Origin of the sequence: Streptomyces cacaoi (genome assembly GCF_006539165.1) — a bacterium.
GTDB classification, from domain to species: domain Bacteria; phylum Actinomycetota; class Actinomycetes; order Streptomycetales; family Streptomycetaceae; genus Streptomyces; species Streptomyces cacaoi.
In genome coordinates this window covers 35,344-59,593 of record NZ_BJMM01000028.1, presented here as the reverse complement: position 1 = coordinate 59,593, position 24,250 = coordinate 35,344, and the positions used below count along the sequence as shown (strand labels likewise).

Below are 24,250 nucleotides of genomic sequence, written 5' to 3'. Positions count from 1 at the left end.
TGCCGGAAGCACCGGGCGGTGCCGGGGACACGGACGCCCCCGGCACCGCGGGGCGACAGCGGCAGCCGGGGGCGTGCCCGGGACGGAAGGGGTGGGCCGGTGCGTCGGGCCCGCGGCCTCAACCCTTCGGATACGGCCAGGCGTTGGGCCGACAGGTGGACCTGCCCGTCGTCAGGTACTTGGTCTGCTGCATCATCACGGGCGCGAGCTTGCCGTCGCCGGGGCAGCCCACATGGCCGTGCCCGAGCCGGTGGCCCACCTCGTGGTTGATGAGCATCTGCCGGTAGGCGTGCATCTGCCCGGAGCCGTAGGTCTGCGCGCCGCGCGCCCACCGATAGGCGTTGATCATGACGCGCTCGGTGGCGGCCGAGTCGCAGGAGACCTTCTCCTCGCTGGTGTCCAGGCCGGACTTGGCACACCACACATCCGTGGTGTGCGGGCTCGCCAGGGTGATGACGAAGTCGGGCTTGCCGGAGGAGACGCGCTCGAAGCCGCGCTCCCCGCCGTGCGCCCAACTGCGCTTGTCGTTCAGCGTCTTGTGCACGGCCTGCGCGAACAGCCCGCCGTCCAGCGACAGTCCCTTCTCGACGTCGACCCGGTAGCGCAGCGTGCGCGCCGCGTCCCGCGGCCCCGCCTCGTGCCCCGGTACGGCCGTGAACCGGCCCGTGCCCCGGGAGTCGGCCGACAGCGGGTACTGCCGCGCCATCTTCGCGTTGTACGACTGCGGGGCCGTGGGCTTCTCCGGCACCTTGCCGTCGCCCGCGTCCGCGCCCCGGCCGGCGACCTGCCGGCTCTCCGTACCGGCACCGGCCTGGTCACCGGCGGAGCCGTCCTCGCCCCCCGCGACCTGCCCGGCGACGACCACGGCGAGCGCCGTGGTGACCGCGGCGGCGGCCAGCCCCGTGTAGGTGCGGCCCCGGTTCCGGCGGGGAGGCGGCGGCGCGATCGGTGCGAGCGGGGCCGGCGGCTCACCCCCGGGCGGCCCGGCCGGACCGGCGGGGACGGCGTCGGACGGACCGGGGTCCGCGGCGGGCGGTGCCGGGGGGCCGCCCCGCTGCCCGGGCATGCCCGAGGCGGCGGAATCCGGCGCTCCGGGCCCGCCCGGCCGCCGGGCCCCCGGCGCGCCCGCGGCGAACACGTCGTCGTCACCGGCCGCCGCCCCGGCGGCCCCGGCGCTCTGCGGCCCGTCCTCGAAAGCGTCCAGATACTCCTGCCGGGGCCCGCGCCGGCGACGGCCGGGACCGGCCTGGCCCACGGGCGGCCCCGCGGCGAACGGCGGCGCCCCCACGGCCTCCGGCGGCTCGGGGTGCCCGCCGCGCACCGGGGCCCCGTGCGGGGGCGCACCGGCGGGCGCACCGGCGGAGTGCGGCGGGACGCCCTGACCGGGCGGGGGCACGGGAGCCCCGTGCCCGGCGCCGGTGTCCGGCCCTGCGGCGCCGTCACGCGGACGGGCCGCGGGACGCTGCCGCGTCCTTTCACGGCCCGTGGGCTGCGTGCCGGGTATTCCGGGGTCCTCCCGGGTTTCTGCGCTGCCGGTGGCCGGCTTGCCTCTGCGGCTGTGGCGTCCCACTAGTCACCTTTCCGGGTCGCCGGGGCGGATGATGCTGCGGCTGCGACGTCCTCCGCGGCTGTGCGGGCGCCGGCACGCCGGGCTGCCCGGTCCGTGTCGTCGAGCAGTTCGCGGACGGCGTCCGCCACGATCCCGGGGTATTCCATCATCGCGACGTGCCCCGCGTCCGGCAGTGCGAGCAACCGGGACTCCCGGAAGGCGGCCGACGCGCGGCGGGCCATCCGGAACGAGACCAGCTGGTCGCGTCCGCCGTAGATCAGGAGGGTCGGGGCGAGCACCCGCTCGGCCTGCCGCCACAGCGCGTGCTGCCCGCCGAGGGTGTAGGCGTCCACCAGACCCCGCACGGAGCGCACCATGGCGTCCCAGAAGTAGGGGAGCGTGAGCCGGCGCCGGTACTCCTCGGCGGCGACGGCGAAGTCCTCGGGCGCGACCCGCCCCGGGTCGCCGTAGCACAGGCCCAGCACACCGCCGGTGCGCTGCTCCGGCGTCCAGTCGCGGGTGAGCCGGCCGAACAGCCCGGCCACTCCGGGCACGGCGAGCATCACGGTGGGCCACGCGGTGCGCTGCGGGGGTATCTCGGGCAGCGCGGGCGAGACGAGCGTCAGCGTCCGCACGAGGTCGGGCCGGACGGCGGCCACGCGCGTCACCACGGTGCCGCCCAGCGAGTTGCCCACCAGGTGCACGGGGCCGCGCCCGGCGGCGTCCAGGTACCGGATGACGGCGCGGGCGTGTCCGGAGACGGAGTAGTCGCCGTCGTCGGGCGGCGGGGAGTCGCCGAACCCGGGAAGGTCGAGGGCCTCGCCGTCCACCTCGTCGGCGAGTTCGGCCATCAGCGGCGTGAAGTTGAGGGAGGAGCCGCCGAGCCCGTGAACATGGAGCGCGGGCGGCAGAGCGGCGGATCCGGGCTCGCGCCGCACGCCGCGCACGGCGAGCGTCAGGCCGGGCAGCGGGACCGTCCGGAGCGTCTCGTGAGCGGCGACCCGGGAGCGGGAGTGCCGCACCGGCCCGGCCGGGGACGGGCCGTCGAAGGTATCCGGTGACCCTGTGGCGGGCACTGCGATACGGGCTCCCGGCTGCTCGGTGGACGACATGGGGCCAATGTTACGAGACGATCACATGCCCCCTCACGTGTTCACCATCACAGCCGGAAGCGCACAGTCGCACACGGTCGCACACCCGGGATCACCGGGGCGCACACGTCCTCCCGCCTCGTACGACGCCCGCGGGCCCGCTCCGCGCGCACCGCCCGAACGCCCCCCGCCCCCGGAACGCCGCCGCAAGCCGCCGAACGCCGGACCGCCGCGGAAGACAGCGGAACACCCGCCGGTCCGGCACGTTCGGGACGGGCGGTCGCGGGGAACCCGCAGGGATCCACGGCCGCTCCCGGGGCGCCCGCGCGGCAGCGCCCGGCGCCCGGGCGTGGAATGCACGCCGTCCGCGGCGAACCTAGGCTCGACGAAGGGCCTGTGCCCAGGAAAGGCCCAGGAAAGGCCCAGAAAAGCAGGAAAGGGGGAGCCGGAATGTCCGTCGACCCGACCGACCCGGACACCTTCGAGGACGTCCAGGAGAACGCCGGCCGCGGAGCCGAGCCGGAGGAGACCGCCGACCCGGAGGCCCCCGAGGCGGACGCGGCCGAGCAGCAGGCCGAGGTGGAGCACCAACGGGACGAGCTGCCGGCCGAGCACGGATCGGCGGAGGTCGATCCCGCGGACGCGGCCGAGCAGAGCCGCGTGGTGGAGCTGAACGAGGACGAGTACCGATAAAGCACCACGTCCGGCGCCGGGTCCGGGGAAAATCTCGGCCCGCGGAGCACACACTCCTGTTACTCAAAAGTACGATGGCGGGCGCAGCGCAGTGAGCGCTCGGAACACCAAGGAGGCGGCGTGGCAGCCATCGAGCAGACCGAAGCCCGCCCGCGTGGCACGCGTCTGCCCCGCCGGGCCCGGCGCAATCAGCTCCTGGGAGCAGCCCAGGAGGTCTTCGTCGCGCAGGGGTACCACGCGGCGGCGATGGACGACATCGCCGACCGCGCGGGCGTCAGCAAACCGGTGCTCTACCAGCACTTCCCGGGCAAGCTCGACCTCTATCTCGCACTGCTCGACCAGCACTGCGACGCCCTGCTCCAGGCCGTCCGCTCGGCCCTGGGCTCGACGACGGACAACAAGCAGCGCGTCGCGGCCACCATGGACGCCTACTTCGCCTTCGTCGAGGACGAGGGCGGCGCCTTCCGGCTGGTGTTCGAGTCGGATCTGACGAACGAGCCCGCGGTGCGCGAGCGGGTGGACAAGGTGAGCCTGGACTGCGCCCAGGCCGTCAGCGAGGTCATCGCGGAGGACACCAAGCTGCCGTCCGAGCAGTCGATGCTGCTGGCCGTCGGGCTGTGCGGCATGGCCCAGATCACGGCCCGGTACTGGCTGGGCGCCGGCCAGAAGATCCCCCGGGACGCCGCGGCGAAGCTGATCTCGTCGCTCTCCTGGCGCGGCATCGCCGGCTTCCCCCTCCAGTGACCGGGCGCCGCCCCGGCGTTGCCCGTCTGCCCCGGTGCACGGCACGGCCCGGCGCGGTGTTCGCTGCGGGCGTGGGAGCACGCCACCTCGGTGGGGCCCGGGCGGGCTAGGGTTGCTCCGTACGGCGCGGCTGGCCGCGCATCACACCCCGGCTTCGCCAGGGGAAACGCAGACGTCGGAGGGACATAGCCGTGGAGGTCAAGATCGGCGTGCAGCACGCGCCCCGCGAGATCGTCTTCGAGAGCAAGCAGGCTCCCGACGAGGTCGAGAACGCGGTGAGCGAGGCGCTGGGCCGTGGTTCCGGTGTGCTCAGCCTGGCCGACGAGCACGGTCGCAAGATCCTCGTTCCGGCCGACCGCATCGCCTATGTCGAGATCGGTGAGGTGTCCGGGCGCAAGGTCGGTTTCGGCACCATCTGACCGCGTCGGGCGCCTCTCGTCCGAACCCAGCGGCGGCTCCGGGTGATCCCGGGGCCGCCGCTTCGTATCTCCGGCCGCACACACCGGAACAGATCACTCCCTATCCGGCGGCGCCCGCCGTGCCCACCGTGTCCGCTGGATCCCGCAAGAGCGCCACGGAACGCGCCGTACCCCCTCTGAATACCCCCTCTGACCAGGTACGTCCCCGATTCGGGGCCGAAGGGTACCGGCGGAGGCACCCGGGTTGCGCCAGGAGCACCAACGCGCCCCCGGCACGGGCTCCGGCCGCGTTTCACCCCCCGTTCCGAGGGGGAGACCGGAAACGTCCGATTCGCACCGCGGCCGGGCCCCCGGCCCCGCACCCGACGAGGAGGCCCTCGTGTTCTGGGAGGCTCTCGGCTCCGCAGCCCTCGGCATCGCCCTCGCCCTCGTCGCCGACCGGCGCTTCTCCGGCCGGCTCCCCGACCGCAGGCTCGTCCTCGCGACGGGCCCCGTGGCGGCGCTCGTCGGCGGGCTCATCACCCACGTCGTCCTCGGCCCCGGGCACAGCCTGGTGGCGCTCGCCTGTGCGCTCGGAGTGAGCGCGGCGCTGCTGTCCCTGCTGCTCAGGGACGAGAAGCCGGCCCGCAGGCAGTGGCGGCAGGACCCGCTGCGCATCCCCTGACACCGGCGCCACCGACAGCATTCCGGCCGGGCTCCCGGCGGCTCACCACAGGCCGCCGGGGGCCCGGCCGTCGTCGTGCGGCGGAGCCGTCCGGCGCGCGGTCAGGCGGCGAGGCCGAGGGCGGCCATCCGCTTGGTGTGGGCCTCGGTGATCCGGGAGAACATCTTTCCGACCTCTGCCAGGTCGAAGCCGTCCGCGACGCCGCCGACGAGCATCGTCGAGAGCGCGTCCCGGTCGGCCACGACCCGCTGGGCCTGGGAGAGGGCCTCCCCCATCAGCCGCCGGGCCCACAGCGCCAGCCGGCCGCCGACCCGGGGGTCGGCCTCGATCGCGGCGCGCACCTTCTCCACGGCGAAGCTGGAGTGCCCGGTGTCGGCGAGGACGCCCAGCACGAGATCGCGGGTGTCGGAGTCCAGCCGGGCCGCGACCTCGCGGTAGAAGTCCGAGGCGATCGAGTCGCCGACGTACGCCTTGATCAGGCCCTCCAGCCAGTCCGAGGGCGCCGTCTGGCGGTGGAACTCGTCCAGGGCCGCGGCGAAGGGCTCCATGGCCGCGGTCGGCTCGGCGTCGATCCGGGCCAGCCGCTCACGCAGCTTCTCGAAGTGGTGGAACTCGGCCGAGGCCATCGAGGCCAGCTCGGCCTTGTCCGCGAGCGTCGGGGCGAGCTTGGCGTCCTCGGCCAGCCGCTCGAAGGCCGCCAGCTCCCCGTAGGCCAGCGCGCCCAGCAGGTCGATGACCGCCGCGCGGTAGGTGGGCTCGGCGGACGCCGTCTCCCAGTCCTGGGCGGCGATCCCGGTGGGCCCGGGCGCGGCCGCACCTTCTTCTGCGGCGGCCCCGTCTGCTGCGGCTGATCGGGCTGCTGCGGCGGCGGGCTTGTCAGACGTCTCCATACCTCGCACGATAGCTTTCGTCACCAGGCAGGGAAGCCCCCGGTTCCGGCAGCGCAGCCTGTACCGGGTGCTCCCGGGAAACTCGTACACAACAATCGCCCCGGTACACATGCGCGGATCCGGGGTACAGTGATATTGGGCCCGCCACATGAGTGGGCTCGTTCGAGATATGCGGATGCCCGGTCGGTGGCCCGATCGGCTCCGACCCGACAGCCTTTCGCCTGGCCCGTGCTCCCCGGCACGGGCCGCGTTGAGAGGGACCGCTCGCGCGAGTGGGGCGCTTCGAGCGAGAGCCAGAGGTCCCGCGCCGCCAGGCGGGCCGAGTACGGCGAGTGCATCGAGTACGGCGAGGACACCGTTCCTTCGAGTACATCGGGTGCATCGCGGACACGGCCTCCGCGGCGCGGTGGTGACCCTCTCCCGCTCCGCTGGACCGCCCGACGCCGGCGCCCAGGCTCGCGCGTCACACAGAAGAGGCAAGCATCCTGTCCACCACGTTTCGAGATCTCGGGATTCTCTCCGAGACGGCCGAGGCCCTGGAGGCCGTCGGCATCACCACACCGTTCCCGATCCAGGAGATGACGCTTCCGGTGGCCCTCGCGGGCACCGACGTCATCGGTCAGGCGAAGACCGGCACCGGCAAGACGCTGGGCTTCGGACTTCCGCTGCTGGAGTCGGTCACCGTCCCCGCCGATGCCGAGCTGGGCCGTGCGCGGCCCGAGGAGCTGACGGACGCGCCGCAGGCGCTGGTCGTCGTTCCGACCCGCGAGCTGTGCCAGCAGGTCACCAACGACCTGCTCACGGCCGGCAAGGTGCGCAATGTCCGGGTTCTGTCCATCTACGGCGGCCGTGCGTACGAGCCGCAGATCGAGGCGCTGAACAAGGGCGTCGACGTCGTCGTCGGCACGCCCGGCCGGCTGCTGGATCTCGCGGGCCAGAAGAAGCTGCGTCTGTCCGAGATCCGCACGCTCGTGCTGGACGAGGCGGACGAAATGCTCGACCTGGGCTTCCTGCCCGACGTCGAGAAGATCATCGAGATGCTGCCCACCCGCCGGCAGACGATGCTCTTCTCCGCGACGATGCCGGGCCAGGTGATCTCGCTCGCCCGCCGGTACATGAGCCAGCCCACGCACATCCGGGCCACCGCGCCGGACGACGAGGGCCAGACGGTGGCCAACACCGAGCAGCACGTCTACCGGGCGCACTCGCTCGACAAGCCGGAGATGGTCGCGCGCATCCTCCAGGCCGAGGGCCGCGGGCTCGCGATGATCTTCTGCCGGACGAAGCGCACCGCTGCCGATGTCGCCGAGCAGCTCTCCCGCCGCGGCTTCGCCGCCGGTGCCGTCCACGGCGACCTGGGCCAGGGGGCGCGCGAGCAGGCGCTGCGCGCCTTCCGTAACGGCAAGGTCGATGTGCTGGTGTGCACCGATGTGGCGGCCCGCGGTATCGACGTCGACGGCGTCACCCACGTGATCAACTACCAGACGCCCGAGGACGAGAAGACCTATCTGCACCGCATCGGCCGCACCGGCCGCGCGGGCGCCTCGGGTACCGCCGTCACGCTGGTCGACTGGGACGACGTCCCCCGCTGGCAGCTGATCAACAAGGCGCTGGAGCTGGACTTCAACGACCCGGAGGAGACGTACTCCACCTCGCCGCACCTCTTCGCCGAGCTGGGCATCCCGGAGGGCGCCAAGGGCACGCTGCCGCGTGCGGAGCGCACCCGGGCCGGACTGGCGGCCGAGGAGATCGAGGATCTCGGCGAGCCCGGCGCCCGGCAGCGCGGCAAGGGCGCGCGCACCGAGCGTGAGCGCCCGCAGCGCAAGCCGCGGCAGCGCCGGCGCACCCGGGGCGCGCTGCGCGAGCAGGACGCCGAGGGCACCGCACCGGCGGCGTCCGCGGGCGAGGGCTCGGCGGCGGCCGAGGAGGCGACCGCGACCGCCGAGGGCGCCGCACCGCGCAAGCCGCGGCGCCGGCGCACCCGCTCGGCCGGTTCCCACCCCGCGCGCCCGGAGAGCGCCGAGGCCGGATCCGCCCCCGCGGCCGAGGCCGCCGGCGGCGGCACGGCGGGCGAGGGCGAGGCCGCCGGTGAGGCGCGCAAGCCCCGCCGCCGCAGGACCCGTTCGCGCTCCCGCTCGGGCGGCGCGGCCGCGGCCGCCCCGGAGCAGCAGGAAGGCTGAGCCTCCGTGGGCCTCCGGGAGCCCCTGCGGGGGTTTCCCGTAGGGCCCGGCGGCCCCGCGTGACGTCCCGAAGGCCCCCACCCGTCGTGGGGGCCTTCGTCGTGCCACGGGTAGCGTCCTCGTATGAGCAGGCCGCCGTTCCTCACCCTGCCGCCGTGTGCCCGGGCGTACCGTCTGGCCACCGAGCGCGGCGAGTTCGCCGTCCACGACACGGGCGACGGGGGCGCCGCAGGCCCCGGGGCGCGGCCCGTGGCGCTGCTGCTGCCGGGGTTCACCGGGAGCAAGGAGGACTTCATCGGCCTGCTGGAGCCGCTGGACGCCGCCGGGTTCCGGGTGGTGGCGGTCGACGGGCGCGGCCAGTTCGAGTCGGGCGGGCCGCGGGCCGAGGCGGCCTACGCGCAGGAGGAGCTGGCCCGCGATGTGCGGGCGCTGGCGGCGGCCCTGGGCGCGGGGGCCGGCGGCCGGCCGGTGCATCTGCTGGGGCATTCGCTGGGCGGGCTGGTGGCGCGGGCCGCCGTACTGCTCGGTCCGGAGCCGTTCGCCTCGCTGACGGTGCTCAGCAGCGGCCCGGGCGCGGTCTCCGCGTCCCAGCAGCACCGGGTCGAACTGCTGCTGGGCGCGCTGTCGTCGATGGGCATGGCACAGGTCTGGGAGGCGATGCGGGCCCTGGACCAGTCGCCGGGTGCCGCGGGGCAGGCCCCGTACTCCGAGGCGGAGGCGGCGGGGACACCGGCCGAGGTGGAGGAGTTCCTGCGGCGCCGCTGGCTGAGCACGGTGCCCGAGCAACTCGTCGCCACGGGACGGCAGTTGCGCGAGGAGCCGGACCGGGTGACCGAACTCGCCGGGCTGGCCCTGCCGTTCCATGTGGTCTCGGGCGCGGAGGACGACGCATGGCCGGTTCCGCAGCTGGACGCGATGGCGCGGCGGCTGGGCGCGCGGCGCACCGTCGTGCCCGGCACCGGGCACTCCCCCAACGCCGAACGGCCCGGGGAGACGGCGCGCGCCCTGGCCGGGTTCTGGCGGACGGTCTCCGGCTGAGCACCCGCCCGGGCCGGCCGCGTCTCATCCCTCGCCGTGGATGAACCGGGTGATCCCGTTGGCGATCTGCTGGACGGCGATGGCGGACAGCAGCATGCCGGACAGCCGGGTGACCAGCACCACGCCGCCGTCCTTGATGACGCGGATGATCAGCAGCGAGTAGCGCATGGCCAGCCACAGCACCACGTGCATGGCGGCGATCGCGGACCACACCGACAGCTGCCCGCCCCAGCCGTGCGCGTGCTGGACGGCGAGGATGACGGAGACGATGGCGCCCGGCCCGGCCAGCAGCGGCATGCCCAGCGGGACGAGGGCGACGTTGACGTCCTTGGTCTGGGTCGGTTCGTCGTTCTTGCCGGTGAGCAGGTCCAGGGCGACGAGCAGGAGCAGCAGCCCGCCCGCGACCATCAGCGCGGGGACGGAGACGTGCAGATAGTCGAGGATCTGTTTGCCGCAGATCCCGAACAGGGTGATCACGCCGAGCGCGACAGCCGGGGCCTGCCAGGCCATCCGGCGCTGCACTTTGGCGGGACGCCCGGAGGTCAGCCCGAGGAAGATCGGCGTCATTCCGGGCGGGTCCATGATCACGAACAGGGTGAGGAAGACGGAGCCGAAGAGGGCGAAGTCGAACACGGTGGTGCCTTGCTGGGGTTCGGGGTGGGTGGGGGAAGGGCGGGACGGAACGGACGGAGGGATCCGGCCGGGGCCGGGCGGCTGCGTCCGGGCCCGCCCGGCCCGCTCCGTCCGGCGACGGGCGATCGACAAGTCGACAGGTCGTCACGGACGGGTCGGCCGGGGCTCATGGGCGGCGGATGGCGCGGGCGTTCTCCTGCGCACCGCGCGACGCACCCGCCCGGCGTGTGCCGGACGGGTGCCGTGGGTCAGTGGGGGCTCAGGCGCTCACTGCCCCGCCTCGCCGGCTGTGACGGGCCGGGCGCCGGAGCCGCGCGCCGCGATCTCGGCGTAGACGTCGGGCGCCGTGGTGAAGGCGCCGAGCCGGACCTCCTTGCGGCTGCCGTGGTAGTCGCTGGAGCCGGTCACCAGCAGGCCGAGGTCGGCGGCGATGCCGTGCACCCGGGCGCGGGTGGCGGGGTCGTGGTCGGTGTGGTCGGCCTCCAGGCCGTCCAGTCCGGCGGCGGCCAGCTCCCCCAGGACGCTCTCGGGCACGCACTGGCCGCGCTTGACGGCCAGCGGGTGGGCGAAGACGGCGACGCCGCCGGCCCCCTTGATCAGCCGGAGCGCCTCGAAGGGGTCCAGTTCGTGCTTGTCGACGTAGGCCCGGCCGTCGTTGGCGAGCCACTGGTCGGTGAAGGCGTCGGAGACGGTCTCGACGACGCCGCTCTCCACCATGGCGGCGGCGATGTGCGGGCGTCCCACCGAGCCGTCTCCCGCGATGCGTTCGACCTGCTCCCAGGTGACCGGGACGCCGAGTTCCTGAAGCTTGCCGACCATGGCGCGGGCGCGCGGCAGCCGGTCGTCGCGCACGAGTTCGCGCTCGCGGGCCAGTTCGGGCTCGTCCGGGTCGAAGAGGTAGGCCAGCATGTGCAGGCTCACCTCCCCGAACCGGCACGACAGCTCCGCGCCGGGGACGAGCGTCAGCCCCGCGGGCAGCGCGGCGGCGGCCTCGGCGTGGCCGGCGACGGTGTCGTGGTCGGTGAGCGCCACCACGTCCAGGCCCGCCGCCGCGGCGTTGTGCACCAGTTGGGCGGGGGTGTCCGTGCCGTCCGACGCGGTGGAGTGGGTGTGCAGGTCGATGCGCACGGCGGCGGACTCTCCCTCTGCGTGGACTCTCGGGCGGACGGTCGGCGCGAGCGGTTCGCTGATGTGTGACGGGCCCAGGATAGCCGCCGTCCGGGTGACGGGCTCCGGCCGCTCGGCGGCGGCGGGCGACCTCAGGTGAGCAGCCGCGGGCAGAGCGCACCGCAGGGCAGGAGGTCGACCTCGGCGCCGGCGTCGCGCAGATCGGTGAGGACGAGGTCGTCGTGGAGCAGGAGTCCGGCCTCCTGGGGCCAGACGATCGCCCACAGCCACAGCCCGCGGGCCTCGCCGGCGAACACGGCGCGGTCCTCGGGCACTCCGCCGACCTGCCACAGCGGCGTGGGCCGTCCGGCAGCGAGGACCTTGACCGGGGGCGGGGTGTCCACGCGCATGCCGGGGCCGGGGTCGGGGCCCTCGACGCCGGCGTAGCGCGCGCCGAGGCCGACGCCGAGTTCCTCGGCCACCAGGAGCAGTTCGCCGGGGCCGCCGAGCGGTCCGGGTCCGGAGCAGGCGACGACGGTGCCGCGCCCTCCGCTGCGGTCGTCGCCCGCGCAGGCGACGCCGGTGAACAGCCAGTTCACCGGCAGCGGCCAGGGCATCCACACGGGCACCCGGGTGCGTCCGACGACGACGGCCAGCGCCTCGACGCTGGGCGGGATCACGGGCTGCAACGGATGGACGGCGCCGTGCACGCCGCACTGCCAGGTGTCGGCGAAGAGGCCGGGCGCCCGGACCCGGCCACCGCACTTCGGGCAACTGGGTTCGCCCCTCATGGGCCTCACGGTCCTACCGGGCCGCCGTCCCGTCAAGGACGATCACTCGCCTTCGGCCCGCGGAACGACGGGCCGTAGGACCGCCGGGACACGGCGCCGCAGGTGGGGCGCGGGATGCGCCGGAGATATAGATGTAACTTGCAGTAGTTAGCCTCTCTAACTTATCGTGTGCATACACCAACGACTTTCCGGGACCGCAGCGAAGGAGCGACAGGCATGAGTGGCGATCCGTTCGACGACTCAGGAGGGGGCAAGGCGGGCCTCCTGCGCCAGCCGAAGGCCGTGTGGGCCACAGCGGGAGCCTCCGTCGTGGCGTTCATGGGAATCGGTCTGGTCGACCCGATCCTCCCGTCCATCGCCGAGGGACTGAAGGCCACACCGAGCCAGGTCTCCCTCCTGTTCACCTCGTACTTCCTGATCACCGCGCTGGCGATGCTGGTCACCGGCTTCGTCTCCAGCCGGATCGGCGGCCGCAAGACGCTGCTGCTCGGCCTCGCGCTCGTGGTGGTCTTCGCGGGGCTGTCCGGCACCTCCGGCTCGGTCGGCGAGCTGGTCGGCTTCCGGGCCGGCTGGGGCCTCGGCAACGCGCTGTTCGTCTCGACCTCGCTGGCCGTGATCGTCGGTGCGGCGGCCGGCGGCAGCGCCGCCGCCATCCTGATGTACGAATCCGCGCTCGGCCTCGGCATGGCCTGCGGCCCGCTGCTGGGCGCCGTGCTCGGCGACGCCAGCTGGCGCTTCCCCTTCTTCGGCACCGCGGCGCTGATGGCGATCGGCTTCCTGGCCATCACCACGCTGCTGAAGGAACAGCCCAAGCCCGCCCGGAAGACCTCGCTGCTCGACCCCGTCAAGGCCCTGGGGCACGGCGGGCTCGCCTCGGCGGCCGGTTCGGCGTTCTTCTACAACTACGCCTTCTTCACCGTGCTGGCCTTCACACCGTTCGTGCTGAACATGTCGCCGTACCGCTCCGGCGCCGTCTTCTTCGCCTGGGGCGTGCTGCTCGCCGTCTTCTCGGTGCTGGTCGCGCCCCGGCTCCAGGAGCGGTTCGGCTCGCTGAAGGTGCTGGGGGCCTCGCTGGTGCTGATGGGCATCGACCTGGCCGTCCTCGGCTACGGCAACCACACCACGGCCATCGTCTGCACCATCGTCTCCGGCGCCTTCATCGGCCTGAACAACACCGTCTACACCGAGCTGGCGCTGGGCGTCTCGGACGCTCCCCGGCCGGTCGCCAGCGCCGGGTACAACTTCGTGCGCTGGTTCGCCGCCGCTGCCGCGCCCTATCTGGCACCGAAGATCGAGGAGTGGACGGACATCCACACCCCGTTCGTGGTCGCGGCCCTCGCCGCGCTCGCCGGCGCCGGCATCGTCGCCGTCCGCCGCAGGGCCCTCACCATGGAGGCCGAGGAACTGCTGCCCGTGCACGAGCGCGAGGACGCCGGCGGGACGGCGGCCGAGCCCGCCCCCGCGAACTGACGCACCCCTCCCTCCCCGGCCGCGAGCCGGGGGGCGCCCGACGGCGGCCCGCCCCGCGGTCCGTCCCGGCGCTCCGGCTCAGTCGGCGAGCCGGACGCTCCTTCGGGCCGGGTCCCGCAGATCGGTGCCGAAGCGCAGCCACCGCTCCTGGAGTGCGTCCGCGCCGTGCACCCGCTTCCAGGCCGCCTCGTTGTCCGTCATCGGCAGCACGGGCAGGAACCGGACGGGCTCGCGCGGCGCCTCCAGCTCCAGATCGGGGACGAGCCCGCCCGGCTCGGCCACCAGGACGGCGCCGAACGGCGCGCCGGGCCACAGCGGTTCACCGGTGTCCAGGGAGCTTCCGGGCGCGACGACGACACCCTCGACCTGCGGGGAGGCCGCGAGCACGGCGAGCGGGCGCAGCACCTTGTCGGTGTCGGCGATCCCGGCCCGCACGGTGAGCAACAGCTCGGCGCGCGGCCCCCGTTCGGGGTCGGCGAACGGGTCGGCGGGGTCGGTCATGGGCGCGGCGGCCATCCCGAGTGTGGCGTACCGCACGGTGCCGGCCGACGCGTCCACGAAGCGGAGCACCTCGATGCGTTCGGTGCCCAGGAAGGTCACCGAGGCCCGTGCGTCCGGCTCGCCCAGCGTCCCGGTCAACCGGTCCTCGACCTGTGTCAGTACGTCAGCCATCCCGCGAGCATAGAGCGCGCCCCCACGCCCTCCGGCAGGCGGCGGGAGCCGGCCGCTCCGGCCGCTGGGTGAGCCGCGCGACGACGGGTGGGCGGTACCACAGGGACGCGACACGTGCGCGCTCATTCCAGTGATACCGTTGACTGCCGGTCAAGGCATGTTCACGACGTCCCCCACGGGGGCCCGGCCGGAGGAGGTGGGACTCATGGATCCGAGTCGACCGTGCAGTACCAGCCGCTCTTCCGTTCCCGCCGCGGCTCGTCGGCGCTGCCATCCCTGACGGACCGTTTCCCGCACACCTGCCGGTGACCCCGTACCGGCTCGTATCGGCCCACCGGCCGTCCCGGGCGGGCACCCCGGTCCCCCGGGTGTGTACGACGGAAGAGCGTTCCGGTTCCGCATCCTGCACGTTCACTGCTTTCCGTCCCCGCATGCCGTCACCGCGGCTCGTGCGTGGTGCCCGCTTTGCGGACCTCCGGCCGGCTCGCCGGCTTCCGTAGGTCCTCGTTCCGGGCAGCACGGCGCCCGCACCCGGCGGCGTGACACGGCACCCCGGGAGGGGCCTCATGTCGATGATCCGAGAACTGCGTGCAGCCGTCCGTCCGGCGCTGCGCAAGGACGCCCGGCACGGATACGAGGGCGCCGGCACCGTCGCCTGCTCCGCGAGCAGCGCCGTCGTCGACTGCGGCGTCTACGTCGAGGGCCGCCGCCAGACCCGCCATGTGAGCCCGGGCGAGGCCCTGCGCAGGGTGCGCTCGGGCGAGGGCCGCGACCACGGGGCCTTCGTCTGGATCGGGCTGCACGAGCCCACCGAGGAGGAATTCGCCGGTATCGCCCAGGAGTTCGGGCTGCATCCGCTCGCCGTGGAGGACGCGGTGCACGCACACCAGCGGCCCAAGCTGGAGCGGTACGACGAGAGCCTGTTCACCGTCTTCAAGACGATCCACTACGTCGAGCACGCCGAACTCACCGCCACCAGCGAGGTGGTGGAGACCGGCGAGGTGATGTGCTTCACCGGCCGGGACTACATCATCACCGTCCGGCACGGCGGCCAGGGCTCCCTGCGCGCCCTGCGGCACCGGCTGGAGGACGACCCGGAGCTGCTGGGCAAGGGCCCGTCCGCCGTGCTGCACGCGATCGCCGACCAGACCGTCGACGGCTATCTGGCCGTGGCCGACGCCGTGCAGGACGACATCGACGAGGTGGAGATCGAGGTCTTCTCCGACGAGCCGGGCAAGGCGCGGCGCGGCGGCGACGCGGGCCGCATCTACCAACTCAAGCGCGAGGTACTGGAGTTCAAGCGGGCGGTCTCCCCGCTGCTGCGGCCCATGCAGCAGCTCAGCGAGCGCCCGGTGCGGCTCATCGACCCGGACATCCAGAAGTACTTCCGCGATGTGGCCGACCATCTCACCCGCGTCAACGAACAGGTCCTCGGCTTCGACGATCTGCTCAACTCGATCCTCCAGGCCAACCTCGCGCAGGCGACCGTGACGCAGAACGAGGACATGCGCAAGATCACCGCCTGGGCGGCGATCTTCGCGGTGCCGACGATGATCGCCGGTATCTACGGCATGAACTTCGAGTACATGCCGGAGCTGAAGTGGAAGTACGCCTACCCGGCCGTTCTCCTGCTCATCCTCGTCATCTGTTACGGCATCCACCGCGGCTTCAAGCGCAACGGCTGGCTCTGAATCCGCGCCGGTGCCGCCCCGGTCCGGCACAGGTGCGGTGCCGGTCGGGTGCCCGTCGGGTGCCGGCTCGGCGCCCGTTCGGCACGGGATCCGCGCCGGACGGGAGCCGCACCGGCGCGCTCCCGCCGCGGGCGCGCGGGTAGCCTGCTGCGCATGAGCGTGACGCCGGACAGCCCGCGGCCCACCCCCCGAGCCGGATCCGCGGCGCGGCAGGAGGCCGCGCCCGGCGCCGGGCAACAGCCGCTCGACCGGGCGCTGATCGAGGAGACGGCCAAGAAGTCGGGGCTGGTGTGGGTGCGCGGCCCGGCCGGGCCCTCCCGCGCGCTGTGGCACGTGTGGCACGAGGGTGCCGTGTGCCTGGTGGGGGACGGGTCGCTGGAGCAGCCGCTGGCGGACCTCGGGCTGGCCGACGGCGGCAGCGCCACCGTGACCGTCCGCAGCAAGGACAAGGGCGCCCGGCTCGTCACCTGGCGGGCCCGGGTGCGCGAGCTGGCCCCGGACGGCGAGGAGTGGACGGCGGCAGCGGCGGAGCTGAAGGGCAAGCGGCTCAACGCACCCGACGCGGAGACGATGACCGGGCGCTGGGCCCGCGAGAGCCGCGTCCTGCGGCTCGAACCGGAGGGCGCCCCGCTGGAGAAGCCGGGCGCGCAGTCCGACGCCTCCCACGCCGCGGCCCCCGTGCCGACCTGGGCGACGACCCGCCGCCCGGCGCCCGCCGGGCTGCCCCGGCTGCTGTTCGGACGGCGCCGCCGCCGGTAGCGCGGTCACCGGGGCCCGCGGCGGGCCGGGCCTCAGCCCTCCGGGGAGATCTTGTGCCCGTAGTCGACCGTCTCGTTCTTGGCCGGCGCCTTGAGCGGGACGCTGCTGTTCCAGCCGGTGAGCCGGACGGTGCCGGTGTCGCCGCCCCGCTTGATCCGCAGCGGGTAGGGCGTGCCCTTGAGGGAGACGTCCATGGTGCCGCCGCGGCCCTTGTCGGCCAGCACACGGATCGTCCTGGTGCCGCCCAGCTCGCCGCGCTCGCCCGTCTCCCGGCTGCCGTCCATGGCCAGCAGCCCGTCGAGCAGCACCCGCATGTCCGTGAAGCCGCTGAACTGCTGGTAGGCCGGGTCGTCGTGCGGCACCTTGACGTACTTGCCGTCCAGCTTCCCCGCCGCGGCCGTGTCGCTCTTGCCGGGCTTCCCGCCGTCCTTGCCCTGGCTGGCCCAGAAGTCCGTGCCGGCCTTGAGGTAGAGGTCCTTGCGCACCCGCAGCAGCTCGAAGGTGGAGCCGCCCCGGGAGGAGACCTCGCCGGTGCCGCCGTCCTCGGTGAGCTGCATGGTGAGCCGGTAGCTGCGGCCCTTGCTGACGACGTTCCCGGAGACCTTCACCGACCGGGCGCCGTCCGCCGCCGCCCGCGCCTTCTTCTCGATCTTCGCGGCGGACAGCTTGCCCACGCCGTTGGTGCCCGCGTCCGGATCCTCGCCACCGCACGCGCTGAGCACGGTGGTCGCTGAGGCACAGACGACCGCGAACAGCGCGGCACTCCGGGGTGCGCGGGCGCGTCCAGTCACGGGGGGATCCTCCTGTGGTCGGCGGCAGGACCGCACCATATCGGGGCTCGTCCCCCGCCACGGAAGGCAGCCGTCCGGACCACCTCGCAGGGCGTGCGTGAGGCGGGTCACGTTAGGCTGAACCCGTCAAACGGCAGAAAGCACCCATTCCCCGCAGGGGGCTACGAGCAGGTGCTTTCCGCCGTGTACGACGTACGGCGCAGCGGCACGGTGCGGCCGGCGCCCGACGAGGAGGGCGGATGGCAGCGGGCGCTTCCCGGGTGTTCGTCTCCCACCTGGCCGGAGTCGCCGTCTTCGACCCGGTCGGCGACCAGGTCGGGCGCGTGCGCGACGTGGTCGCGCTGCTGGGCGGCCGGCGGCGGCTGCCCAGCGTCCTCGGGCTGGTGGTGGAGGTCGTCAGCCGGCGCCGGGTCTTCCTGCCCATGACGCGGGTGACGGGCGTGGAGTCGGGCCAGGTCATCACGACGGGCGTGCTCAACATGCGGCGCTTCGAGCAGCGCCCCAACGAGCACCTCGTCCTCGGCGAACTGCTGGACCGCCGGGTCGAACTGGTCGACGGCGACGACCGCGGCGAGGAGGTCACCGTCCTGGACGTGGGCCTCGCCCGGCTGCCGGCCCGGCGCGAGTGGGAGATCGACCGGCTGTTCGTCCGCCGGGGCCGCAAGGGCGGCGGGCTGCGCAAGCGGCGCGGCGAGACGTTCACCGTCGACTGGGACTCCGTCACCGGTTTCGCGCTGGAGGAGGCCGAGCAGGGCACCGCCAATCTGCTCGCCACCTTCGAACAGCTGCGCCCCGCCGATCTGGCCAATGTGCTGCACCATCTCTCCGTCAAGCGCAGGGCCGAGGTCGCCGCCGCGCTCCACGACGAGCGGCTGGCGGACGTGCTGGAGGAGCTGCCGGACGACGACCAGGTCGAGATCCTCGGCACCCTCCAGGACGAACGGGCCGCCGTCGTACTGGAGTCCATGGACCCGGACGACGCCGCCGATCTGCTCGGGGAGCTGCCCGAGGACGAGAAGGACCGGCTGCTCGACCTGATGCAGCCGCAGGAGGCCGCCCCCGTGCGCCGGCTGCTCTCCTACGAGGAGGGCACGGCGGGCGGCATGATGACGACCGAACCGATCGTGCTGCGGCCGGACGCGAGCGTCGCCGAGGCGCTGGCCCGCGTCCGCCAGGAGGATCTGCCCGCACCGCTGGCCGCGCAGGTGTACGTCTGCCGGCCGCCGGACGAGACCCCCACCGGCAAGTACCTCGGCGTCGTGCACTTCCAACGACTGCTGCGCGAGCCGCCGTTCACCCTGCTCGGGCAGCTCGTCGACACCGATCTGCGGCCGCTGCCGCCCGGCACCGCGCTGCCGGCGCTGGCCGGCTATCTGGCCGCCTACAACATCGTCTCGGCGCCCGTCGTGGACGAGGGCCGGCATCTGCTCGGCGCCGTCACGGTCGACGACGTGCTCGACCATCTGCTGCCCGACGACTGGCGCGAGGAGGCCGCCGCCGAGGGACTGCCCGGCCTCGCCCGGGACGGCGCGACCGCGCCGCCGGGCGCCCCGGGCACGGCTGCGGCGGCCGGCGCCCGGAGCGCGGACGGGAACACGACGGACGGGGAGGCGGTGCGCGATGGCTGAGCGGGAAGGGCCCCGGCTGGACGTCCCCCGGGCGCCCCGCCGGAGCCTGCTGCCGGAGTACGACCCCGACGTCTTCGGCCGGGCGTCCGAGCGGATCGCCCGGTTCCTGGGCACGGGCAGATTCCTGGTGTGGATGACGGTCGTGATCGTCATCTGGATCGGCTGGAACATCGTCGTCCCCGACCAACTGCGCTTCGACCGCTACCCGTTCATCTTCCTCACGCTCGCCCTGTCCCTCCAGGCGTCCTACGCGGCCCCGCTCATCCTGCTCGCCCAGAACCGCCAGGACGACCGCGACCGGGTCAACCTGGAGCAGGACCGCAGCCGCAACGAACGCAGCATCGCCGACACCGAGTTCCTCACCCGGGAGATCGCCGCCCTGCGCACGGGCCTGGGCGAGGTCGCCACCCGGGACTGGATCCGCTCCGAGCTCCAGGAACTCGTGCGGGAGCTGGAGGAGCACCGCGAGCGGGAGCACGGGCCGGAGGGCGGGTGAGCCGGGCCGCGCCCGGCCCGGCGCGCGCGGGACCGCCCCTGCCCCGCCCCTTGTCCGTCCCGCTCCGCACCGCCGTACCATCGAGTCATGGCTACCGAGACCCAGGACTTCACCCCCACCGAGGACGCGGTGCGCGAGGCGCTCGCGACGGTGGACGATCCGGAGATCCACCGGCCGATCACCGACCTGGGGATGGTCAAGTCCATCGCCATCTCGCCGGACGGCGCCGTGGACGTCGGGGTGTATCTGACGGTCTCCGGCTGCCCGCTGCGCGACACCATCACCTCCCGTGTGACCGAGGCGGTCCGCCGCGTCCCCGGCGTCACCGGCGTCAGCGTCGAGCTGGACGTGATGAGCGACGAGCAGCGCCGCGAGCTGGCGGCCTCCCTGCGGGGCGGCAAGGCCGAGCGGGAGATCCCGTTCGCCCAGCCCGGCTCGCTCACCCGGGTCTACTGCGTGGCCTCCGGCAAGGGCGGCGTCGGCAAGTCCTCGGTGACGGTCAACCTGGCGGCCGCGCTGGCGGCCCAGGGCCTGAAGGTCGGCGTCGTCGACGCGGACATCTACGGGCACTCCGTGCCCCGCATGCTGGGCGCCGACGGCCGCCCCACCCAGGTCGAGGACATGATCATGCCGCCGTCCTCGTTCGGCGTGAAGGTCATCTCGATCGGGATGTTCACCCCGGGCAACTCCCCCGTCGTCTGGCGCGGCCCCATGCTGCACCGCGCCCTCCAGCAGTTCCTCGCGGACGTCTACTGGGGCGACCTGGACGTCCTCCTGCTCGACCTGCCGCCCGGCACCGGCGACATCGCCATCTCGGTGGCCCAGCTGATCCCGAACGCGGAGATCCTCGTCGTCACGACGCCGCAGCAGGCCGCCGCCGAGGTCGCCGAGCGGGCCGGCTCGATCGCCGTCCAGACGCACCAGAAGATCGTCGGCGTCATCGAGAACATGTCCGGAATGCCGTGTCCGCACTGCGACGAGATGGTCGACGTGTTCGGCACCGGCGGCGGCAAGCAGGTCGCCGAGGGGCTGACGCGGACCACCGGCGCCGAGGTCCCCGTCCTGGGCGGCATCCCCATCGACATCCGGATGCGCGAGGGCGGCGACGAGGGCAAGCCCGTGGTCCTCAGCGACCCGGACTCCCCCGCCGGCGCCGCCCTGCACAAGATCGCGAGCAAGCTCGGTGAGCGCCAGCGCGGCCTCTCGGGCATGTCCCTGGGCCTGACCCCGAGCAACAAGTTCTGACGGCCTCCCCGAGGCAGCCGAAGGGCCCCGTACGCCGATGTGTGCGTACGGGGCCCTTCGGCTGCGGTGCGGCGGGCCGGGCCCGAGCCCGGTCAGCGCTCGTAGGCGGTGAGGTCGTCGACGACGGAGAAGCCCAGGCCGTAGGCGCTCATACCGCGGCCGTAGGCGCCGAGGTGCACCCCGTCCCGCGCGGGCCCCGCGAGCACCCAGCCGTACTCCGACTCGCGGTAGTGGAAGTCCGCCGGCTCGCCGTCCACGGGCAGCGAGAGGGTGCGCCAGCCGGGCCCCTCCAGATCGTCCGCCAGCTCCCAGGCGACGCCGGTCTGCTGGTCCAGCCAGTCCTGGCGCAGCGTGTGGTCCATCTCCATCGGGAAGGTGCAGGACAGCAGCCCCGAACCGGCCAGCCAGGCGGCCGTGGAGACGGAGGTCGCCTCCAGGGTTCCCGTGCCGTCCGCGCTGCGCCGCACCGGGCGGCTCGCGACCGTCACCACGACCGCGAAGCTCTGTTCGTCCGGGCTGGCCTCCACCCGGAGGGAAGGCTCGTCGCCGTGCCCCGTGGACCCGTGTTCGACCGTCCCGTCGGCCGCCGTACCGACCTGGAGCAGCCAGCGCGGCCCGGTGAAGGCCGCGTCCAGGCCGTACCAGGGAAAGGCGGCCATCAGAAAGCCGTCCACCGCCCGCCGCGCGCCGGGCACCCCCTGCGCGGCGGGCCCGGATTCCCCGGCTAGCCGACTCGTCGTCTCCATCTGTGCGACGCCTCCTCATTGCCCTGTGTCATGGGCAGCCGAATCTCTCGTGGAGGGCTTCCCCGGACACAGGGAGGATAGCCACAGGGATGTGCGGCGGCGGGCATGGCTGTGGCATCGCACCCCTATGCGGGGGCGAGATGGACGGCAAACGCCTCAGATGTCCCAGGTCGTGGACGGCCGGGAAGGGGCACACCCGTACGGGCTGACACGCCCTCAGGTGGCGTCGGCGTCGAACGGCGGCGGGTCGGCGGGGCGCTGCGCGGCCGGGCCCGAGCCCTCACCCGCACCACCGGAGCCGTTCTTCTTCTTGGACATGTCGATCTTCGTGCTCGGGGCGGGGGCGCCCTTGGACAGGCTCAGCTTGCCCTCGTCCGTCCCCTCGGACCCGGAGCGCTCGGTGCCGTTGACGGCGTCCGTGACCTCGCCCAGCTCCTTGCGCAGATCGAAGCTGTTGCGGATCTCCTTGATGCCCAGGTCGTCGTTGTTCATCAGGTGCTTGCGCGCGAAGGTCTTCGGGTTCAGATCCTCGAACTCGAAGTCCTTGAACTCCGGCCCCAGCTCCGAGCGGATGTCTTCCTTGGCGTTGTCGGAGAAGGCCCGCACCTTGCGGATGAAGGCCGCGACGTCCTGGATCACCTTGGGCAGCTTGTCCGGGCCGAAGATGAGCACGGCGAGGACGATGAGCGTGACCAGCTCCAGCGGTCCTATGTCGAAGAACACCGTGCAGCTCCCTCACTCCGTCCTCAGCCCTTGCGGCCAGATGTCACGGTACCCGCCCGTGCCCCGTGAGCGGGACCCCGCCCTCGCACCCCGGTGCCCGAGGAGCGCGGAAAGCGGCCACGACGGCGCGTCGCCGCCTCATCCGGTGGCCGAGCCCAGCCGCACCGTCATCGCACGTTCCTTGCCGCCCCGGCGGACGGTCACCTCCAGTTCGTCGCCCGGACGGTGACTGCGGATCCGGACGATCAGCTCCTCGGCGTCGTGCACCGGCCTGCCGCCCGCCTCGGTCACCACATCGCCGTCCCTGAGCCCCGCCTCGTCCGCCGGTCCGTCCTCCGCGACCCCGCGGCGGCCGCCGGCGGGCGCGGCGATCCGCGCGCCCTCACCGCCGTACCCGGTGTCCAGGGTGATGCCCATCACCGGGTGGGTGGCCCGGCCGTCGTTGATCAGCTCTTCGGCCACCCGCCGCCCCTGGTTCACCGGGATCGCGAAGCCGACGCCGATGCTCCCGCCGCTCTCCTCACCCGGCAGGCCCGAACCGCCCCCGGGCGCCTTCATCGCGCTGTTGATGCCGATCACCCGGCCCCGCGCGTCGACCAGCGGCCCGCCCGAGTTGCCCGGATTGATCGGCGCGTCCGTCTGGAGCGCGTCGACGTAGCTCATCTCGCTGCCCGGCTCCTCGCCGCCCGCCGTGATCGGCCGCTCCTTCGCGCTCACGATGCCGGTGGTGACGGTGCCGTCCAGGTCGTACGGCGCACCGATCGCCACGACCGGATCGCCCACCCGCACCGCGTCGGAATCCCCCAGCGGCAGCGGCTTGAGCCCGCCGACGCCGGAGACCTTCACCACGGCCAGGTCGTAGCCCCCGTCCTGTCCGACGACCCGGCCGGGTGCCGACCGGCCGCCGTTGAACGTGACCTGGACCGAACCGTCGGGCTCCGCACCGGCCACCACATGGTTGTTGGTGAGGATGTGGCCGCGCTCGTCCAGCACGAAGCCGGTGCCCGTGGCCTCGCCCTCCCGGCTCTCGGCGTGCAGGGTGACGACGCCGGGCAGCGCGGCACGGGCGATGCCCGCGATGCTGTCCCGGGAGCGCTTGCCCTCCGTGCCCGGCTCCGCCGACACCTGCGGCAGCCGTACGTCCCCGAAACCGCCGTTGCGCTCCAGCTGCGCCCCGACCAGCCCGCCCACTCCCCCGGCCACCAGCGCCAGCACCACCGCGCCGAGCACCAGCCGGGACCGGCGGCGCCCACCGTGCCCCGGACGGCCGGTGGCCGTGCCCGCCGGCGGCAGCGGTCCACCGGGCCCCTCCGGGCCGAGCGGGGCGGTCCCGCCGCCTCCGGGCGCCCCCGCGACCGGCAGCGCGGCAGGCAGCGGCGCGGGCGCCCCCGGGGCCGGGAGCGGACCGGCGGCCGGCTCCCGGTGTGCGGGAGCCTGCGCCGCCCAGGGCTCGTAGCGCGGCCCCGTCGGCCCCGTCGGCCCGGTGGGCACGCCGTACGGCGGGGTGGTCGTCACCGGCGGCAGCGGGACCCCGTGGGCGGGCGTGGTGTGCGGCAGTTGCACGGGCGGCGCGGGCGCCCAGGGGCCCGGCCCGCCGTACGGGGGCGTCGCATACGGGTCCTCCCCGTGCAGCGGCCGCTCCCGCGGCGGCGGCACGGACGCCCCGGCACCCCGCCCGGACGCTTCGAGATCCGGCCCGGCGGCCTCGGAGCCCGGGCCGGACGGCTTCGTGGCCCGGCCGTACGGCTCCGGGGCCCGGCCGTCTTCAGCCTCGGCGGCTCCGGTACCGGCCCCGGGCCGGGGTCCGGCTCCGGCACCTGGTGCGGCTCCCCCTCCCGCTCCGGACGGCCGCTCGGGCGTGGATGCCTCGGCCCCGGGCGCGGAAGCGGCCTCCCCCGGCGCGGCCGTGAAGGGCGGCAGGGGGCCGGGGCCGGGTGTGGTCGGTGTGCTGGAACTCGCGTACCGCGGGGGCGAATTCACACCTTCCGGGGAACGTCCGTCCCGCTGTGGGGCGGACGCGGCAGCGTCGGCCTCCCGCGCGGGCCCGGCCGCGGACGAGCCGGAGCCGGGCCGGGGGCTGTCGGCGCGCTCCGGCAGGGCGCTCTCCGGTGCGGTGTGCTGCGCTGCGGCCTCGTCCGGTGCGGTGTGGCCGGTCCCTGGCCGCGGGCCCGGCTGTCTGCCCAGCGCCCTGCGTGGACGGCTCCACCACTTGGGCGCCTGCTTGCCGGCC

The 24,250-nt window shown here is 74.1% G+C and carries 23 protein-coding genes; 12 read left to right on the top strand and 11 right to left on the bottom strand.

Going from position 1 to position 24,250, the window contains the following annotated elements; genetic code table 11:
- Positions 1-118 precede the first annotated feature (118 nt).
- Positions 119-1,396 (bottom strand): DUF3152 domain-containing protein, encoded by a 1,278-nt coding sequence (locus SCA03_RS23380; protein ID WP_308698164.1) that lies wholly within the window; start codon positions 1,394-1,396, stop codon positions 119-121.
- A 173-nt stretch (positions 1,397-1,569) separates the two neighbouring features.
- A complete protein-coding gene (locus SCA03_RS23375) occupies positions 1,570-2,661 on the bottom strand; it encodes an alpha/beta fold hydrolase (RefSeq protein ID WP_086817962.1) in 1,092 nt (363 codons plus the stop codon).
- A 429-nt stretch (positions 2,662-3,090) separates the two neighbouring features.
- Between SCA03_RS23375 and SCA03_RS23370 the strand changes: the two genes are divergently transcribed.
- The 4 genes from SCA03_RS23370 (at position 3,091) to SCA03_RS23355 (ending at position 5,160) form a co-directional block, all read left to right on the top strand.
- Complete coding sequence (locus tag SCA03_RS23370) at positions 3,091-3,333, top strand: hypothetical protein (RefSeq protein WP_030883371.1); 243 nt, start codon at positions 3,091-3,093, stop codon at positions 3,331-3,333.
- 120 nt (positions 3,334-3,453) lie between these two features.
- Positions 3,454-4,077 carry a TetR/AcrR family transcriptional regulator gene (locus tag SCA03_RS23365; protein WP_030883373.1) on the top strand — a complete coding sequence of 208 codons (624 nt, stop codon included), beginning with the start codon at positions 3,454-3,456 and terminating at the stop codon, positions 4,075-4,077.
- A gap of 191 nt (positions 4,078-4,268) precedes the next feature.
- Positions 4,269-4,496, top strand: a complete 228-nt coding sequence (locus SCA03_RS23360; RefSeq protein WP_030883374.1) for a DUF3107 domain-containing protein — start codon at positions 4,269-4,271, stop codon at positions 4,494-4,496.
- Positions 4,497-4,875: 379 nt separating this feature from the next.
- Complete coding sequence (locus SCA03_RS23355) at positions 4,876-5,160, top strand: hypothetical protein (RefSeq protein ID WP_030883377.1); 285 nt, start codon at positions 4,876-4,878, stop codon at positions 5,158-5,160.
- A 101-nt stretch (positions 5,161-5,261) separates the two neighbouring features.
- Here SCA03_RS23355 and SCA03_RS23350 read toward each other — a convergent pair whose 3' ends face one another.
- Positions 5,262-6,050: a ferritin-like fold-containing protein gene (locus tag SCA03_RS23350; RefSeq protein ID WP_030883378.1), complete on the bottom strand. Its 789-nt coding sequence runs from the start codon at positions 6,048-6,050 to the stop codon at positions 5,262-5,264.
- Positions 6,051-6,628: 578 nt separating this feature from the next.
- Between SCA03_RS23350 and SCA03_RS23345 the strand changes: the two genes are divergently transcribed.
- Positions 6,629-8,230, top strand: coding sequence for a DEAD/DEAH box helicase (locus tag SCA03_RS23345; protein ID WP_230988866.1), 1,602 nt, complete (start codon positions 6,629-6,631; stop codon positions 8,228-8,230).
- A 123-nt stretch (positions 8,231-8,353) separates the two neighbouring features.
- Entirely contained in the window at positions 8,354-9,268 is a 915-nt protein-coding gene (locus tag SCA03_RS23340) for an alpha/beta fold hydrolase (RefSeq protein ID WP_086817964.1), read from the top strand.
- Positions 9,269-9,292: 24 nt separating this feature from the next.
- On the opposite strand, the gene SCA03_RS23335 is transcribed toward SCA03_RS23340, so the two are convergent.
- The 3 genes from SCA03_RS23335 to SCA03_RS23325 all read right to left on the bottom strand — a co-directional run bounded on the left by SCA03_RS23335 (position 9,293) and on the right by SCA03_RS23325 (position 11,799).
- Positions 9,293-9,901: a MarC family protein gene (locus tag SCA03_RS23335; protein ID WP_030883385.1), complete on the bottom strand. Its 609-nt coding sequence runs from the start codon at positions 9,899-9,901 to the stop codon at positions 9,293-9,295.
- Between the two features lie 267 nt (positions 9,902-10,168).
- The gene (locus SCA03_RS23330; protein ID WP_141275631.1) at positions 10,169-11,029 is read right to left on the bottom strand and encodes a PHP domain-containing protein; all 861 of its coding nucleotides are present in this window, start codon (positions 11,027-11,029) and stop codon (positions 10,169-10,171) included.
- 131 nt (positions 11,030-11,160) lie between these two features.
- Entirely contained in the window at positions 11,161-11,799 is a 639-nt protein-coding gene (locus SCA03_RS23325; RefSeq protein WP_030883387.1) for a DUF6758 family protein, read from the bottom strand.
- Between the two features lie 216 nt (positions 11,800-12,015).
- On the opposite strand from SCA03_RS23325, the gene SCA03_RS23320 reads away from it, so the two are divergent.
- A complete protein-coding gene (locus SCA03_RS23320) occupies positions 12,016-13,269 on the top strand; it encodes an MFS transporter (protein ID WP_086816952.1) in 1,254 nt (417 codons plus the stop codon).
- Between the two features lie 78 nt (positions 13,270-13,347).
- Here the strand turns inward: SCA03_RS23320 and SCA03_RS23315 are convergent, their stop codons facing one another.
- Complete coding sequence (locus SCA03_RS23315; protein ID WP_030883389.1) at positions 13,348-13,941, bottom strand: suppressor of fused domain protein; 594 nt, start codon at positions 13,939-13,941, stop codon at positions 13,348-13,350.
- Between the two features lie 566 nt (positions 13,942-14,507).
- On the opposite strand from SCA03_RS23315, the gene SCA03_RS23310 reads away from it, so the two are divergent.
- Together SCA03_RS23310 and SCA03_RS23305 are read left to right on the top strand one after the other, a co-directional pair.
- Entirely contained in the window at positions 14,508-15,632 is a 1,125-nt protein-coding gene (locus SCA03_RS23310) for a magnesium and cobalt transport protein CorA (protein WP_030883390.1), read from the top strand.
- 153 nt (positions 15,633-15,785) lie between these two features.
- A complete protein-coding gene (locus SCA03_RS23305; RefSeq protein WP_230988865.1) occupies positions 15,786-16,391 on the top strand; it encodes a hypothetical protein in 606 nt (201 codons plus the stop codon).
- Positions 16,392-16,423: 32 nt separating this feature from the next.
- On the opposite strand, the gene SCA03_RS23300 is transcribed toward SCA03_RS23305, so the two are convergent.
- On the bottom strand, positions 16,424-17,182 hold the full coding sequence (locus SCA03_RS23300) for a hypothetical protein (RefSeq protein ID WP_030883392.1): 759 nt from the start codon (positions 17,180-17,182) through the stop codon (positions 16,424-16,426).
- 239 nt (positions 17,183-17,421) lie between these two features.
- Here SCA03_RS23300 and SCA03_RS23295 point away from each other — a divergent pair, with 239 nt between their 5' ends.
- From SCA03_RS23295 to SCA03_RS23285, 3 genes are all read left to right on the top strand, one after another.
- Complete coding sequence (locus SCA03_RS23295; protein WP_086816954.1) at positions 17,422-18,810, top strand: magnesium transporter MgtE N-terminal domain-containing protein; 1,389 nt, start codon at positions 17,422-17,424, stop codon at positions 18,808-18,810.
- Positions 18,803-19,306: a DUF1003 domain-containing protein gene (locus SCA03_RS23290; protein WP_078873414.1), complete on the top strand. Its 504-nt coding sequence runs from the start codon at positions 18,803-18,805 to the stop codon at positions 19,304-19,306. The genes SCA03_RS23295 and SCA03_RS23290 overlap by 8 nt, the downstream gene beginning before the upstream one ends.
- 87 nt (positions 19,307-19,393) lie before the next feature.
- Positions 19,394-20,551, top strand: coding sequence for an Mrp/NBP35 family ATP-binding protein (locus SCA03_RS23285; RefSeq protein ID WP_030883398.1), 1,158 nt, complete (start codon positions 19,394-19,396; stop codon positions 20,549-20,551).
- Positions 20,552-20,643: 92 nt separating this feature from the next.
- Here SCA03_RS23285 and SCA03_RS23280 read toward each other — a convergent pair whose 3' ends face one another.
- From SCA03_RS23280 to SCA03_RS23270, 3 genes are all read right to left on the bottom strand, one after another.
- Positions 20,644-21,297 (bottom strand): hypothetical protein, encoded by a 654-nt coding sequence (locus SCA03_RS23280; RefSeq protein WP_030883401.1) that lies wholly within the window; start codon positions 21,295-21,297, stop codon positions 20,644-20,646.
- A gap of 216 nt (positions 21,298-21,513) precedes the next feature.
- Entirely contained in the window at positions 21,514-22,020 is a 507-nt protein-coding gene (locus SCA03_RS23275; RefSeq protein ID WP_086816956.1) for a sec-independent translocase, read from the bottom strand.
- A 138-nt stretch (positions 22,021-22,158) separates the two neighbouring features.
- Positions 22,159-23,676, bottom strand: a complete 1,518-nt coding sequence (locus tag SCA03_RS23270; protein ID WP_443098232.1) for a S1C family serine protease — start codon at positions 23,674-23,676, stop codon at positions 22,159-22,161.
- Between the last annotated feature and the right edge of the window lie 574 nt (positions 23,677-24,250).

Coding starts and splice junctions, on each gene's coding strand:
- SCA03_RS23290 (WP_078873414.1), top strand. CDS start 18,803: ATGGCTGAGCGGGAAGGGCCCCGGCTGGACGTCCCCCGGGCGCCCCGC.
- SCA03_RS23310 (WP_030883390.1), top strand. CDS start 14,508: ATGTCGATGATCCGAGAACTGCGTGCAGCCGTCCGTCCGGCGCTGCGC.
- SCA03_RS23375 (WP_086817962.1), bottom strand. CDS start 2,661: ATGTCGTCCACCGAGCAGCCGGGAGCCCGTATCGCAGTGCCCGCCACA.
- SCA03_RS23345 (WP_230988866.1), top strand. CDS start 6,629: ATGACGCTTCCGGTGGCCCTCGCGGGCACCGACGTCATCGGTCAGGCG.
- SCA03_RS23295 (WP_086816954.1), top strand. CDS start 17,422: ATGGCAGCGGGCGCTTCCCGGGTGTTCGTCTCCCACCTGGCCGGAGTC.
- SCA03_RS23320 (WP_086816952.1), top strand. CDS start 12,016: ATGAGTGGCGATCCGTTCGACGACTCAGGAGGGGGCAAGGCGGGCCTC.
- SCA03_RS23285 (WP_030883398.1), top strand. CDS start 19,394: ATGGCTACCGAGACCCAGGACTTCACCCCCACCGAGGACGCGGTGCGC.
- SCA03_RS23325 (WP_030883387.1), bottom strand. CDS start 11,799: ATGAGGGGCGAACCCAGTTGCCCGAAGTGCGGTGGCCGGGTCCGGGCG.
- SCA03_RS23350 (WP_030883378.1), bottom strand. CDS start 6,050: ATGGAGACGTCTGACAAGCCCGCCGCCGCAGCAGCCCGATCAGCCGCA.
- SCA03_RS23280 (WP_030883401.1), bottom strand. CDS start 21,297: ATGGAGACGACGAGTCGGCTAGCCGGGGAATCCGGGCCCGCCGCGCAG.
- SCA03_RS23305 (WP_230988865.1), top strand. CDS start 15,786: ATGAGCGTGACGCCGGACAGCCCGCGGCCCACCCCCCGAGCCGGATCC.
- SCA03_RS23340 (WP_086817964.1), top strand. CDS start 8,354: ATGAGCAGGCCGCCGTTCCTCACCCTGCCGCCGTGTGCCCGGGCGTAC.
- SCA03_RS23370 (WP_030883371.1), top strand. CDS start 3,091: ATGTCCGTCGACCCGACCGACCCGGACACCTTCGAGGACGTCCAGGAG.
- SCA03_RS23315 (WP_030883389.1), bottom strand. CDS start 13,941: ATGGCTGACGTACTGACACAGGTCGAGGACCGGTTGACCGGGACGCTG.